General features: G+C 30.7%; 16 protein-coding genes. 6 read left to right on the top strand and 10 right to left on the bottom strand.

Features of this window, described 5'->3' with window-relative positions:
• Positions 1–5: 5 nt before the first annotated feature.
• The gene (locus SUDEN_RS05030; RefSeq protein WP_011372586.1) at positions 6–683 is read right to left on the bottom strand and encodes a hypothetical protein; all 678 of its coding nucleotides are present in this window, start codon (positions 681–683) and stop codon (positions 6–8) included.
• Positions 684–826: 143 nt separating this feature from the next.
• Here SUDEN_RS05030 and SUDEN_RS05025 point away from each other — a divergent pair, with 143 nt between their 5' ends.
• Positions 827–1,525, top strand: a complete 699-nt coding sequence (locus tag SUDEN_RS05025; protein ID WP_011372585.1) for a helix-turn-helix domain-containing protein — start codon at positions 827–829, stop codon at positions 1,523–1,525.
• Between the two features lie 6 nt (positions 1,526–1,531).
• Here the strand turns inward: SUDEN_RS05025 and SUDEN_RS05020 are convergent, their stop codons facing one another.
• Positions 1,532–1,711, bottom strand: coding sequence for a hypothetical protein (locus SUDEN_RS05020; protein WP_041672225.1), 180 nt, complete (start codon positions 1,709–1,711; stop codon positions 1,532–1,534).
• Positions 1,712–1,805: 94 nt separating this feature from the next.
• Between SUDEN_RS05020 and SUDEN_RS05015 the strand changes: the two genes are divergently transcribed.
• From SUDEN_RS05015 to SUDEN_RS05005, 3 genes are read left to right on the top strand one after another with little or no spacing between them, the layout of a single operon-like run.
• Positions 1,806–2,327: a hypothetical protein gene (locus SUDEN_RS05015; protein ID WP_011372584.1), complete on the top strand. Its 522-nt coding sequence runs from the start codon at positions 1,806–1,808 to the stop codon at positions 2,325–2,327.
• On the top strand, positions 2,320–2,727 hold the full coding sequence (locus SUDEN_RS05010; RefSeq protein WP_011372583.1) for a hypothetical protein: 408 nt from the start codon (positions 2,320–2,322) through the stop codon (positions 2,725–2,727). Before SUDEN_RS05015 ends, SUDEN_RS05010 begins: the two co-directional genes overlap by 8 nt.
• Positions 2,728–3,075 (top strand): hypothetical protein, encoded by a 348-nt coding sequence (locus SUDEN_RS05005; protein ID WP_011372582.1) that lies wholly within the window; start codon positions 2,728–2,730, stop codon positions 3,073–3,075.
• Here the strand turns inward: SUDEN_RS05005 and blaOXA are convergent.
• Positions 3,070–3,876, bottom strand: a complete 807-nt coding sequence (gene blaOXA, locus SUDEN_RS05000) for a class D beta-lactamase (protein ID WP_011372581.1) — start codon at positions 3,874–3,876, stop codon at positions 3,070–3,072. The genes SUDEN_RS05005 and blaOXA overlap by 6 nt on opposite strands.
• 569 nt (positions 3,877–4,445) lie before the next feature.
• Here blaOXA and SUDEN_RS04990 point away from each other — a divergent pair.
• Both SUDEN_RS04990 and SUDEN_RS04985 read left to right on the top strand, forming a co-directional pair.
• Positions 4,446–5,387 carry a hypothetical protein gene (locus SUDEN_RS04990; RefSeq protein ID WP_011372580.1) on the top strand — a complete coding sequence of 314 codons (942 nt, stop codon included), beginning with the start codon at positions 4,446–4,448 and terminating at the stop codon, positions 5,385–5,387.
• Positions 5,388–5,416: 29 nt separating this feature from the next.
• The gene (locus SUDEN_RS04985) at positions 5,417–5,620 is read left to right on the top strand and encodes a hypothetical protein (RefSeq protein WP_041672223.1); all 204 of its coding nucleotides are present in this window, start codon (positions 5,417–5,419) and stop codon (positions 5,618–5,620) included.
• A gap of 86 nt (positions 5,621–5,706) precedes the next feature.
• On the opposite strand, the gene SUDEN_RS04980 is transcribed toward SUDEN_RS04985, so the two are convergent.
• The 7 genes from SUDEN_RS04980 to dinD are packed head-to-tail and all read right to left on the bottom strand — an operon-like array spanning position 5,707 to position 14,716.
• Positions 5,707–6,366 (bottom strand): M48 family metallopeptidase, encoded by a 660-nt coding sequence (locus SUDEN_RS04980; protein WP_011372579.1) that lies wholly within the window; start codon positions 6,364–6,366, stop codon positions 5,707–5,709.
• The gene (locus tag SUDEN_RS04975; protein WP_011372578.1) at positions 6,359–9,451 is read right to left on the bottom strand and encodes a type I restriction endonuclease subunit R; all 3,093 of its coding nucleotides are present in this window, start codon (positions 9,449–9,451) and stop codon (positions 6,359–6,361) included. Before SUDEN_RS04975 ends, SUDEN_RS04980 begins: the two co-directional genes overlap by 8 nt.
• Positions 9,448–10,788: an RNA-binding domain-containing protein gene (locus SUDEN_RS04970; protein ID WP_011372577.1), complete on the bottom strand. Its 1,341-nt coding sequence runs from the start codon at positions 10,786–10,788 to the stop codon at positions 9,448–9,450. The genes SUDEN_RS04975 and SUDEN_RS04970 overlap by 4 nt, the downstream gene beginning before the upstream one ends.
• A gap of 10 nt (positions 10,789–10,798) precedes the next feature.
• Positions 10,799–11,344 (bottom strand): SLATT domain-containing protein, encoded by a 546-nt coding sequence (locus SUDEN_RS04965; protein WP_011372576.1) that lies wholly within the window; start codon positions 11,342–11,344, stop codon positions 10,799–10,801.
• The gene (locus SUDEN_RS04960) at positions 11,344–12,615 is read right to left on the bottom strand and encodes a nucleotide-binding domain-containing protein (RefSeq protein ID WP_011372575.1); all 1,272 of its coding nucleotides are present in this window, start codon (positions 12,613–12,615) and stop codon (positions 11,344–11,346) included. Before SUDEN_RS04960 ends, SUDEN_RS04965 begins: the two co-directional genes overlap by 1 nt.
• Entirely contained in the window at positions 12,612–13,874 is a 1,263-nt protein-coding gene (locus SUDEN_RS11030; RefSeq protein ID WP_011372574.1) for a restriction endonuclease subunit S, read from the bottom strand. Before SUDEN_RS11030 ends, SUDEN_RS04960 begins: the two co-directional genes overlap by 4 nt.
• On the bottom strand, positions 13,871–14,716 hold the full coding sequence (gene dinD / locus SUDEN_RS04945; RefSeq protein ID WP_011372573.1) for a DNA damage-inducible protein D: 846 nt from the start codon (positions 14,714–14,716) through the stop codon (positions 13,871–13,873). Before dinD ends, SUDEN_RS11030 begins: the two co-directional genes overlap by 4 nt.

Below are 14,716 nucleotides of genomic sequence, written 5' to 3'. Positions count from 1 at the left end.
TTTCCTTATGCAACTTCGGATTCAAATACAAAAACAAGCTGAGAGTGGCCGCTTTGGGTTTGTTCTTTTTTTAGATTTAGCTTCACTAAGTCATCAGTTCCAAAAACATCTTTGATACTCAAATCAAACTTTTTACAAAGCTCCTCGATATCCTCTTTATCAAGTGAATTATCAAAGTATCCATCTTCCCAAATCAATTTCAAAGCTTTTATGATTTGCTCTTTTGGAAGTTTTTGCAGTTTTTCAAACTCCAAAATATCTTCTATATTGCTATGAGTGGTACTTATCTCATCGTTAAAAGCGATTTTGATTTTTGAGATATCGATATAGTCTTTATAAGCTGGATTTGAAGTAAGATTGATAAAAGTGTTTATCCATCTATCAATAATCCAAGCTACTGTTTTTTGACTTGAGCAAAGATTGCTAAAAAGTTTGTTTTGAGATTTGATTGCTTTTTCATACATCTTAGTAGCTCTATTTGTAAGATATTCATCCACAATAGGTGCTACATCATCAACATATGAAGTTAGAAACATTTTTGATGTTTGTGTTTCAAAAAACTCTTTGGCACTATCTTTTGCCCAAGGCAGAATCGATTTAAAAATATTTATATCTTTGAATATCATTGCAGGATTGCTAATCTTTGGTGCAAGATATTCGACGGCTATCTGTTTTGAATGCATTTTTGCTCCTTTATTTTATTTAGTTCATACTATATTAAATATATGCTATTAAATAGAATGTTAATCTAATACAATTTAATTTAAGCTTAAAAATATTAAATATATGCTATATTCTGTTAATTTTATGCGCTTAAAGGTTGTATATGTATCTTAAAGAATTTAGAGAGAAATTAAATTTAACACAAAATGAGTTATCTAGTATTTTAGATATAGCTCAAACGACAATAGCTAGATATGAAAATGATAAAGTTAAGCCAACATCAACTGTTTTATTAAAATATATAAACGAACTTAATGCCAATCCAAATTTTTTATTTTTGGGCATTGAACCTCATTTATTAAACAATCTTCCAAAATTAGATTCATCAAATATGGATTTATTGAATGATATAACGCTTATGATGTCTCAAGAACACTTAAGAGAAAAACTCAATAAGATTTTGATTGATGAAATTATTCAAAGGTTTGAAAAACAAAACGATTCGCTCGTAGCAAAACTTCTTGAAATAGTAAAAATGGATGATCCAGTAAAGACTAGACCATTTTTATTTTTATATTATATCTTTCAGCTCATTGAAAAAGATTTTACTGATACACCAAAAGAGATTAGTGATTACAAGCAGTATTTAGGGGATGTTATTACCAATTATAAAGTGGTCACTTGGAAAAATCAACCACTATTTACTGAAAAAATCAAAAGTGAAATCAGAGACTTTTTAGATGTGAAACTAACTACAAAAGAGTGTGAGCTTCTTGTAAAAAATTACAAGAATACTCTTGAGATGCTCGAACAGAAGATGCCACCGTCGATGATTAAATATCATCGAAACTCTTTTAAATAGTTTTATTTATAAATTTTCACACACTACATGTGTTTTAACGAAGTGAAAAAAAGCTGTGTAGCTTATTTTTCCTTCATCTGGAAGATTTGAGTTTATAATCGCCCAGGTTGAACGAATCGATGCACCTCTTCTAATCAAATCAATTATTTGATATCTATATTTTTCCATTCTACTTTTTGCTGCCATTTGTTGCTCCTATTTTAAATCTTTACCCATATTCATAATTTTTGATTTTTTCAAAATTATGAATACCTTGTAAATAAAATCAAACGAGGTGAACATGGAACAAAAAAACAACATTGTTGACAGTAGTACTCTTTCAAGTTTAGAGTTTCACACAAAGCTCTCCAAAGAGCAGCGAAAAACACTTATAAACTGGTTCAATAAACAAAACATCGAATTTCAGATACTGATATTTGATGAGCAAAAAAATCAGTTTTTTAAACTAAAAAATGAGGGAATTGATAAAAAGCTTTTATCTCTGGCTTCATATTTACTTGCTATCAAGCACTTTTACGACAAAGAGCAGCTTTTAAAATCAAAAAATAAAAGCCAAACTCTAAATGAACTTGGAGGTATCGCCAAATTAGAGCGAATAAAACTCAAAAAAGAAAAACCAAAGCAGAAGCTTCAAATGCTTTTATCGATTCATTCAGTTATTTTGGCACTGCATAATGATGGGTATAGTCTAAGAGATATAAAACAACACTTGCAAAGTAAATATAGAAAAACTATCTCTCATACCTATCTATCTCAATACATAAACGAGTACATCATAAAAAAGGATGCGAAAAATGTATAACCAAACAACTTTTATGATGATGCAGGTGGTTGTCTTTTTTAGTGGAGTGATTGCTGGAGCTGGAATATTTTACTTTTTACAAGATAGATTTGCACTTGGTATTCAAAAGCTTCTTATGAACTATTCATCAGAGTTTCAAACCCAACTAGCTCAAAATGTTGATGAGATTGAAGAGCAATTTGGTGAGTATAAAAAATATCTTTTAAAAATTGCAAATGAAAATGCAAAGGAGCAAAAAGATATTCAAGATAGTTTCAAACTTATAGACAACAGCCTCTCAAAATTTCATACAGAGATAAAGTCAACTCATTATGTGAGACAATCTTTGGAAGATGAGATTACAAAACTAAAAAATATTGTCAAACGACACAATAAACACAATAAACAAAAGGAGCAATAAATGGCGTTTTTATTCGATAAATTTAAAAATATGTTCAAAGAGAAAACTGGTGAGGAATTCACAAAAAATGAAAAAGAGTATGTGATAATTTATTTTGCAAATAGCAATCCAAAGTCATCTTCTAAAACAATATTCTATGGTGCAATGTGTTGTTTAAGAGCATTTTATCCATTACCAGTGGTTAAAGCTATGATACAAGGTGAAGTAAAAAAAGCATTTCAAAAAGAGAAAGCACCAAAGCGTATTAAAAAGCTTTATAAAGAGTTTGCGGAAATAATTTTTAATGCAGCTATGGAAAAAAATATCAACAACAATATAAAGCGAGATGAAAAATCTAAAAGTCTATAAATCTTTCAACAATCCCAATGCGAATAAGCAATCTTTAGTTAAGCTTATTCGTTTTGGGGCATCATTTGCACCTTTCATATCGATATTTAAAGCAAAAATATAACTGCCTTCAGCATTTTCAATCCAGCCAACAAACCAACCTATTCCACTATCTGGTGCATTTTGCCAACCAGTTTTTGCGTATAGTTTATAATCATCAGCACTTTCAAACAGTAAAATCTGTTTTACATCTCTTTGCGCCTCTTTGGAGATAGGAAGTTCCTCTTTTACTAATTTTTTCAAAAACTCTACTTGCTCAAGAGCACTAATTTCAATTGGACCATCGAGCCAAAAACGATCTATTATCGCTCCAGTATCAGCATTTCCATACTCAAAAATTTTTAAATAATGTTTCATTCTTTTCAAGCCGATTCTTCTAGCGAGCTCTTGATAAATTGGTACATTTGAAATGGCTATTGCTTTTCGTAGTCCCATATCTTCTTTCCAGCTTGCAATAAATGGATTCTCTGGTCCAAGATATGGTATTTGTTCATCTATATTTTTAACGGCTTTTGTTTCTAATCCTATTAAAGAATTTGCAATTTTAAAAGTTGATGCAGGTGTATATCTTTTTTGAGCTCTTGCTTGATTATGGATGATTAGCTTTTGCTTTTGCATATCATAAAGCACAAAGGTTGCATTGGTATCTGCTTTGCTAAAAATTTCTTCTATCTTTTGATTGAGCTCATTTGCAAAAAGAGTTGTCGTTGTGAAGATGATAAGTATAAACGAGAAAATAAAACTATGCATAAATGGTTTCATTTGGAAATTCCTTATGATTATGATAAATTTTATCAGAAAAATACAAAGCTTTACTATAAATGGCTGTCAACTCTTTTGTAAAGCTTTGTAAAAAAAGGTGTAAATTGCACCTCTTCTAATTTTGTAAACTATTCCCTAAAAATCCCCTAAAACAAGCCACTTTTTAAACAATCTAAAAAAACAAGGAAACGGGGAGCAAAAAATCTTATTGCAAATCTTTTTTTCTACTAGCGGTTATACTTGACAAATTTGGTGTTAGAATTTTCTTTTTTATAACCCTTACGAAAAGTAAGCATTGATTCAAACAATGACTAAAGTTGAGCTAGGTGGAAGAGTTTACCAGAATCTTTTCTTTCTAGACTATTTAAAAACTGTGAAGCAAAATGTAAAGTTCTCAGATACTTTTCAAAACTGTATAGCCACCTTGGTAGTAGGAGAAACACCTAAATTTAGTTTTATTAGATCTATCAAAAATCTAATCTTTGTTTGATGCTTTCAAAGTGAAAAAAAGTAGAAGGACTCAACACATACCTGTAAATAGAGGCAGGAAAAAGAAAAATTATAGATAAATGGAAAAAGCAAAAATGAGAGGAAGTGTATATTATCAAACAGCAGTGCTTACAAAGCTCATCTTCTTTGAAGGTGCAAAAAAATCTGATAGAGTAAATCCAAATCATGAACACTATGGATGTGTATCATCTTTTAAAACGATGGAGAGTTATAGAAATGTGTGGAATAATTTTTTTAACTATCTACAAGAGCATTTTAAACTCAAAAACTGTGAACTTATCACTGATGAGCATATCAAAAGCTACATTGAATATAAAATAGAATATTACCCTTCAAAACAATACTTAGAAAAAATCATATCTGCTCTTGGTAAACTAGAAATTGCACTTAATCGCTACTCAAAAGAGAAATACCAATTTCAAATTATCTATGATTTTAAAATAAGACAAAAACTATTAAATAATGCTAGAGATTTAAAGCTTGTGGCAAATAACTATCATAACAGAGTATATGATAATCCACTTCTTATCATTGAAAATCTCTCCAATCCAAAACACCAATTAGCTGCAACCATACAGCTTGAAGGTGGAGCTAGAAGTGAAGGAGTGACACTTATCAAAAAAGAGCAGCTAAAAGATATAAAAATCGATGAGATTACCAACAAAAGCGTTGGAGTAATAGAAACCAAAGAAAAAGGTGGCAAAGTTGGTGATGTGTTTATCTCAACTAAAACCTATGAAACTTTGCAAAACTTCTTTTTACAAAACAACACTTCATATTTCAAAATCTCTTATCAAGAGTATATAGATGATATCAAAACCACATGCCAAAAATTAAATATCACTCATCATGAATCACACGGCTTTAGATGGACTTTTGCACAAAATCGTGTAAGGGAGTATCAAAATCACGGCTACACTTATGAGCAAGCTTTACAAGGGGTTAGCTGGGAGATGAAACACTTTAGAGCGAACATCACTGAACACTATCTTGGACACTAAAAATAAATCATTACAAAGGAAAAATAAAAATGGAACCACTTATCATAAATGAATATTTAACGGCTATCAAGCTTGATGAAGAAAATCAACTTCTATTCGCCTATGACATCAAAGACAAAATAGTAGATGAGCAAAGTGAGGGTATTTTAAGTGAAGTGAATGAAGTGATGTATCACAAAATATCATCATACTTTCATATAAAGCCAGAAGATTTTGGAGTGCGAATTGGTTGAAATTTGAGCTAAATTTTGGTAAAATTTGCTTTGAATATCAAGCCCTAAGACGGGAGCGACTCTGCTAGTTCTTGAGGGCTGAAAAATTAAACTTTCTCTAAAATCTCTTTTCGTTTTTCCCAATCACTCATATAAAGAGCTAAATAATCGTAAAATTGCTTAGAATGGTTTGGATAAAGTAAATGAACCAATTCGTGGAAAACTACATATTCTATACAGATCTTTGGCTTTTTTATAAGCTCAATATTAAGATTGATATATGATTTATGAGAATTACAGCTCCCCCATCTTGTTTTCATTTGTCTTATTTTTATATCCTTTATCTCTTGTTTAACAATTTTATTAAACTCTTGCAAAATATTAAAAAAATGAAGCAATGCTTTTTCATAATACCACTCGTAAACCAAATTTTGTTTTCGTTTTAAATCATTTTTATTTTTAACATAGATTTCTAAATAGCCTCTTTGAAGCTTAACAGTTTCTTTATTTGATTCAATTACTTTCAGCCTGTAACTTCGACCTAGATATTTGAAATCTTCGCCACTTACATACTCTTTTTCTGTTAATTGAAATGATGCAAAAAATTCTTTCTTTTTTTCAATCCACTTGGCTCTTTTTTTGATTATAAATTTTATATGCTCATCACTAGTCATCTTTGGAGCAGTTAAAATTACTTCTCCAGATGGTTTTACTTTTAAAGTGATATTTTTTACATCTTTTTTAGTAATTTGGATGTTTTCAAGCATAAAAACTTATCCCTATACCTCTAATAGTTTGATAAATTTTTTCTTTGTTTTCGATTGATATATCATATTCATCCTCTATATCCCAAAGAACATCTTCCATTGCACTTGTTATTTCATTTTCAACATCTTTATTTTTATGCCATTCAGGTTTTTTAGAAGCTCCTGAATAAATTTCATCAAATTTCAAAGTCAAATTTTTAACAATCAGTTCAAAATCAACAACTTCTAAGTTACCCAAAATGTCACCTAAATTATCATATATAGCTAGTAGAGTTTTTTTATTTTCAAACTCTTTTGGATATTTGTCTTCATTTGGTTTGGACATACCTGTCATTAAGTCTTTTAATTGTTTTGCTTTTGCTAATTTTTCCTCTTCGCTTAGTCTTTTAGCGTTATATTCATTGATTACATCTTCTATTTGCTGGGCAATTGACTTATAAAATGCTGGATTTGATTCCATTTTTTCTTTTACAACAGCACTTACAGCACTCAAAATTGTGTCTGCTTTTGCACTTTTACCCTCAACCCTTTGCACCTCTTCTTCAAACTCTGTTTCAAAGATATTTACAAGCTTTGTAAGCTCATTCACCTCTTTGGCACTTACAAAGGTGTCAAGTAGCTTTTGCATCTGCTCTTCATATTTTCCAAAATCACAAGTTTCGTGATATCGTAGCTGCACTACTTTTCTGAGTTCATTGTAAAATTTGATTTTTTTCTTGTATAGCTTGATTTCATTCTCACTTAAAATGTCATCGATTTTTTCACTAGAAAGTCCTAATTTAAAAGCACGAGAGAAGTGTGATAACCACTCTTTAAAATCATCTCTTTTTTGAATATCTGCTAATACAACTACATAACTTTCTAAATCATCTTTGAATTTAACATCACTAAAAAGGTCTTCTAAATGGGTGTAATAAGTTTTAGCTTTTGCTATTTCACTTCTTACATCTACTACAGCTCCCGTCAAATCCTCTGGATCAAAGCCATCAAGTGAAGCATAATTTGTCAAAGCCTGGTCTAGTTCTCCTAGAAGCCCTCTATAATCAACAATATACCCATAATCTTTTCCATCATAAAGTCTATTTACCCTTGCAATTGCTTGTAAAAGGTTATGTTCTTTTAGTTGTTTATCTATATAAAGCGTACTTGCTCTTGGGGCATCAAAACCAGTTAAAAGCTTATCTACAACAATCAGTAAATCTATCTCATCACCATGAATAAATTCATTTTTTACATATTTTAGATATTCTTCTTCACTTCCATAGTTTTTGATAGTCTCTTGCCATGCTTTTGCCACATATTCTTTATTTCCACCATCTAGTTCTTCATGTTCATTGCTTGAAATTACATAAGCAGTTCGTATATCTCCATACTCTTCAAAAATCTCATGATATTTTATAGCTTCATACTTGCTACTTGTCGCAAACATCGCTTTAAATCCACTATTTGACATTTTTAAAGTTTTTTTGAAGTGCTCATTAATATCTAGTGCTATTAGTTCAAGTCTTTGCTCACTTGATGCAACTTTTTGAAACCTCGCCCATTTGTGCTGCAAATCTCTTTTTGCATCATCACTTAACTCTCTTGCGATCATGTTGAACTTTCGCACCAATCCATCCGGACTAAGTACCTCTTGATCTACAAGCCTTCCTTCATAGAGCAATGGTAAAACTGCTCCATCTTTTACAGCGTCATCTATGGTATATCTATGTATTTCACCACCAAACTTTAAAAAACTGTTTTTATTTTTCTCTTTTTTAAGAAGTGGTGTTCCTGTAAATCCAAGATAACAAGCAAGAGGTAGAGCTTTTTTCATAGCATTGTGCAAATCTCCACCTTGAGTACGGTGAGACTCATCTACTAGCACGAATACATTGTTATCATTGATAACAGTTTTTGAGTTTCTTACCTTTTCAAACTTATGTACAAGTGTTGTAATCACACTTATACCGCTTTGAAGTTTTTCTATCAAATCACTTCCACTACTTGCTCTTCCTGCTTTGATGTCAGTATTTTCAAAAGTTTTATGAATCTGCTCATCCAAATCAACTCTATCGGTTACTACTATGATTTTTGCATTAGTGTAAGTTAATTTTAGAAGTTTTGTAAGCATTACCATTGTCAGAGATTTACCACTTCCTTGAGTATGCCAGATAAGTCCACCAGCTCTTATACCATCTGTTATCTTTTCTACTCTTTTAAGTGTCTTTTCAATTCCAAAGAACTGTTGATAACGGCTCACTTTTTTTACTTTTTTATCAAATAAAATATAGTGTCTTATAAGTCTTAACAGCCTATCTTTCGATAAAAGCGCAAATAAAGTAAGGTCCAGACTAGTTACTTCTCTATTTTGTATCATCGTTTTTAGAGTTGTTTTTGCCTTTTCGCTCTCTTCCTCTTTCCACAAGCTATAAAACTTTAAAGGTGTTCCCATGGTTCCATATCTAGCTTCATTACTATTTGCTGCAATAGTTAGTTGGATATATTTAAACAGATGCGGTATTTCATCTTTTTTTTGCTCTTTTTCAAGCTGCTTGATACCATTTTCATAATTTAGACTTGATTTTTTTAGCTCAATTACCACTAGTGGGATGCCATTTACAAACACCATCAAATCAGGTCTTCTAGTTTTTGTAATTTCGTTTTGGTTAGCACGATCCACTATAAACTCTTCTGTTACAAAAAAGTGGTTATTTTCAATGTTTTCAAAGTCGATGTATCTAAAAGAGAAACTTTTTTTAGTGCCATCATCAAGGTTCTCTTCGTAACTAGTACCTAAAAGTAGATGATTGGTGATTTTCTCATTTGCTACTATTAATCCCTCATTTAAAGATACATCCAAGTCTTCAACTGCTTTGGCTATATTATTAGCACTAAACTTATAGTTTTGCCCTTTGTACTCATAGCTATTTAAGGCATAAAGTCTCTCTATAAGCATCTTTTTTAAAAGCACGGTGGAGGTTTTATTTTCTCTAAAAATAAGATTATCTTCTTTGGTTATAAACTTATATCCAAACTCTTTATGGCTTAAAAGATTGATACAGTTTTGTTGTATTACTTGTTCAAGTGTAATGTTATCATTCATTTTAAAATCTCCCAATGTCCGCCTTTCGCACCGCCAATTCTTTCAAGCTTACCATCTTCTTTTAGTTTTTTAATTTGCCACTCAATACCTTTAACAGTAAGTTCTAGTGTATCTGCCAACTCTTGATTGGTAATATTTGGATTCACACTAATAAGCTCCAAAATTTTCTCCCTAGTTTTTACCCTAGCTTTTACCCTAGTTTCAGTATTTTCTATTTTATTAGGGGTATTATTAAAATAAAATTCCACCCACAAACCATTTTCCCATCTAAATTGTGGAGTAATGCCATTAAACTTTTGTGATTCTTCTATGATTTTTTCTATTCCTCTTCCCCAAGACTCTATATAACCAGCTAAGAAAAAAGGATAAGCAACTAGAGGATTATGTGGCTCGGATGTATGTTTTCGCAAAAGTGTATCTATAGTCCAGTGTGGCGGTAAATCTCCTGCATTCCACATGAGAAGCTTATCATCATATACACTTATTTGGATGCTGTTTTGTGAACTATAATCTTTATGAACAACTGCATTGATAAGAGCTTCTCTAAATGCTAATTCTGAAATAGGAAAGCTCTCCACCCTTTGAATACCTTCATAAGTTATAAAAGCACTGAGATATTTTGTAAAGATTAGTTCAATAGCTTTATCTACTTGCTCAAAAAGATTACCCTCTATCACATCTTGATAGACTAAATCAGTGTTTGATTTAAAGTATCCTATCTTGATCATACTCCCCATGACATATTTCATAGGCTCTTTTGCAAAAAGTAGTGCAGTCGCTCGCTTGAGATAATCACCCTCTCGCAGTCTCAATTTATCTACTAAAACATCATCACTCTCTTTTAAAAGTTCAGGATCTATTCTCTTCTTTTTAGAGGCTTTGTCTCTAAAAAGTTTAAAAGCATAAGGGTCTAAATCTGTATCTCCAAAATAAGGTACTGGCACACTATCCCAAGTTTTGCCTTGTGTTCTAAGTAAAAACTTATCAAGTGCAACACCTTTTAGCTCTTGTGTTGTGCTTCCACTTCTGTAGTAATATGAACCTTTATAGCTTATAGGATATGGGTATTTATCAGTGATAATTTCAATGTACTCTTTATCTTCATCTTGCAAAAGATTGACATCTACCATGATGCCTAAGATATCTCGTACTTTGTTTGGTATATCTTCAAGTAGTTTTTTGGCATTGTCGATGCCTTTGATTCCGCCATCATCATCCACACCGATATATAGCTTCCCACCGTCAGTATTGCCAAATGCACTAAGCCATTTGATATACTCATCTCTCCAAGTTTGTTTAAACTCTATGTTTTGTGATTCGTTAATTTGTAGTTTCATTTGTCAACTCTTAACTTTGAAGATTTTTAGGAAGAAAATTAATCATTTCATCTTCATCGGCTTTTGGTTTTTGATTTCCATTTAATGCTTTAGAAGCTTTTTCATAATCATCACTATTTGTTCTAGGAGCATTTTTATAAATTTCATTTAATTCATTAGTTAGCTCATCTCTTTTAATAGCATTTTGATTAAAATCAAAAATCTCATTTTTTATATCAGTTAATAAATTTAAATGCTTTTCCCTCATTAACCATAATCTATTTGCCGTATTTCTATGTTCTAATACCTCTTTTTCAGGATTAAAGCTTAATTGAAAAATTAAAAAAAGAGCTTCAATAACAGTAAAAAAAATTCCAGCATACAAATAATCTTTATCATCTTGATTGAAAATTTGTAAAAAAAGTACAAAAAATACAATACCCACCAAGATTATATTTAACCATTTAATACAAGTAACATAATTACTTTTCCTTGTGATTGCCATTTCATGTGTTTTTTGTGTGTAAATCACATTACCTAATGCTTGTTTAATTATTTCAAAGTTATTATTGTCCATTATTCTTCCTTACTTATTGGGATGTCAACTCTTTCTCTTGCTACACAAATTCCATCTTTTATAATGTAACATTCAACATAGTGTTCACCTTTATATCTTGTATTTTCAATTTTAGTTTCTGAACCATCGTCAAGAGTGATTTCACCTCTCAAATCATTTTTAGCTTCAATTCCAAAATTTCTAACTTTCCAATAAACACTATATGGCTTTGGAACAGTATTGTTTTGGATATAAAATTCTAATCTTTTTTGAGGTATTAAAATATATTTTTTTAATAATTCTAATAATGGTGTTTTTTGCTGAAAGCCTTTTTGAGTTACAGTGCATCCTATTTTTAATTTATAATTAGGATCTAATTTTTGTGTAAATAAATCTTCAATGTACTCTTCACTAAAAGAATAATCTTCATCCAAGGACTTAAATCTAATACTATCTTTCCATTTGGGAAATTTTTTTCCAAAAATTTTTCTCCACTCTTCACAAGACTTATAATATCTACCTTTTGATTCAAAATCTATTGCTTTATTTGAACGATTTAAAGCAGATTGAACAAAAGATTTATTATTTTCATCTACATTATCAATTAAATATTCAAAAAAGCTTCTTATTAATTCTGAATCATTCAAATCTTCATCATTATTTTCACTTAAAAAATCAATAATGTAATTTTCTAATTCAAATGATTTTATTTTTAAAGAGGAAGTATTTCTTTTCCAACTTTTTATCATTCTTGTAAGTTTTGAAGTAGTTCCTGCTGTTAAATTATTTGAAGTACTAAAAATGTTTAAATCATTTCTTGGGTTAAATTCTTCCCAACTCCCGCCATTTTCAGTATTAGGTATTGTAAAAGTTCCATTTTCATTTTCCCATGCAGGTAAAACTTCAATATTATGAGTATTCTCAGCAAATTTTACTAATACTACTTTTCCCCAACCCTTTATAGTATCTGTTGTAGTATAAGTATCTTTCAAAATATCTTTTATTTTTGTTAATAATGCAGATTGTCCGTTACTTGTATAATTATCATATTTAGTAAATTCACTACTTGGCATTTTAAATATTAAATCAACATCTTGTAGAGCTGTAAAAGGTCTAATATTTGTTTTTTTCTTATAAGAACCAAACAAAAACTTACTACTTCCATTATATGCATTAGTATAATAATAGTTATGTAAAGTCTTAGCTACCCCATCATATTTTATTTTTGCATCATTTTCCTGATTAGTTGTTAATCTAATACTTTCATTAAAGATTTTAAATTGATTATTCACACCTTAACCCTCACTTGTCCAGTTAGTAGTTGTTGCATAAGTGCTTTTTTTTGTAGTTTTAGTTCTTCAAGTTCACTTTTGAGTTGATTTATCTCATCATCAGCAACGCTTAAAACTTCGGCTATTTTCTGTTGTTCTGGAAGTGTTGGGAGTTTGATTTTAAACCACTTAATATGAGTTGGACCAAAATTAAATTGTGCGGAACCTGTTAAAACCCCAAAAACTTGTTTTTCAAAAAATAAAGTTTGAAAGAAAAAATATAAATATTCCAAGAGTAATTTATTTTTCAAGTTTTTAAATCTCATTGTGCTTGTATTCATACATAAAGGCAAATCTTCTTTTTTAGCAAATGCTATTTTCTTTTTAAAACTTTCAGAATTAATACCTGAACACGATATTAATAAATCTCCTTCATCAATTAAAAAATGTTTATATGCCCCATAAGCCTCTTCTTCACTTATATAAGTTTCAGTTGAACTAAGATTTAAAGTATTGTTATTTAGATTCCCTACATTTAATAGCTTCACACCACTTTTTCGATACTGTGTATTTCGCACTCCTGGACCTTCTTGAAAAAATACAAGTTTATCAAGCCTAGCTTCTTCCCACTCATCACTAAATCCACTAAAACGAACTTCACCGCTTAAAAGCTTTTGCATAAGGGCTTTTTTAAGTAGTTCTTTTGCTTCTAAAAGCTCGGTTTGTTTAGTGATGGCTTCGTCCCAAGTTGTCAAAATCTGGGCTATTTTTTCTTGCTCTTTTAGGGGTGGGAGTACGATAGACATATTATGGAGTTCTTTACCTTGAATTCCTAAAACTGTTGTTCCAATTGCCATTCTATATAAATATGATTGGAATCTATTACTTAAAAAATAATGCTTCAAAAAATCATTTTTAACATTCTTTTTACTTCTAAACTTTATAACTCTTTGTGCTAAGGCAATATTTTCTTTATCTATCTGTGCAACATTACCTAATGGTGCTTCTGTTGTAATAAGAATATCACCAATTTTTGGCATTCCTCTTTTCATGATTTCATGATATTCTACTTCAGATACAAATTCTGAAGAAGCTTCATAATCAATAAAACCTTGTTTAATGTTTTTTGCAGTAACTAAAAAAATCCCTTTTCCCGTTTTAATTGGTGTTTTACCTCTGTAATCCACATAACTTGTTGCTTCCTTGATTTTCACAACCTCCCAATCCTCAGGAATAATCCCCACTTTTGTTTGCTTATAGCCTTGTTTGATTTCACTCATGACTTTTTGTCCTCAAGGCTTTTGTGTGACTTTTCTATCTTACTTACACTTTCTTTTGGAGTTGGTAAATCCTCTGGCATAGTTCCGCCTAGTTCAGCTATAGTTTCTCTTACTTTTTTGCCTACTTCATAGTGGGTTTGGTTGGCTTTTGTTTTGCCGTGGATATTGTCTCTTTTTAGTTTTTCTTCTGTTTGTGTAGCACGGAATAGATTGGCTGCTAGTTCTGTACTTCCCATGTAGTCAAGGATTTTGTGAGATTTTTTTAGTCCTTTTTTCTCATGTATCCCTTTTGCATCAAGTCCACCATATAAACCTTTGTATCCATGATTTTGAAATATCGCAAAATCTAAATCAGTCTCAACCCCTGCAAGTTGTGCCGTTTCTACTAGCTGTTTATTATGTTCTTTAAGTTCATTTCGTAAAAACACCCTTTTTTCATCTTCTCTAAGCTGTGCAAATGCTTCATCGTTTTGTAGCTCTTGTCTTCTGGTTTGTATAGCAAAATATGTTTGCCCACTTGCTACTACTGGTTTACTTGGGTCTGCATTTTGTACAACTAAATAACATGCATATCGTGAAAGTGCAAAAGATGGATAGCTATTTTTTGCACCTTTTCCGTGTGTTATCTCCTCGTTGACTTCAACGATGTGATCATTTACATCAAAACCACTATTTACACAAGCTTCTTTTGCTTTGTCTATTACTTTTGTAAAGTTTCTAAAATCTGTATAATCAAGAAGTTTTCCTAAAGCCCTTGCATACCAAAACTCATTGCCATTTTTGTCTATTTGTTTTATCTCTTCAAATGTTTGGTGGTGTTGTAGTTCAATATCTTTTTTCAT

The sequence above is a fragment of the Sulfurimonas denitrificans DSM 1251 genome (genome assembly GCF_000012965.1).
Taxonomy (GTDB): Bacteria; Campylobacterota; Campylobacteria; order Campylobacterales; family Sulfurimonadaceae; genus Sulfurimonas; species Sulfurimonas denitrificans.
The sequence above is the reverse complement of the archived record's forward strand: the minus strand, read 5'-3'. Positions and strand labels throughout refer to the sequence as shown.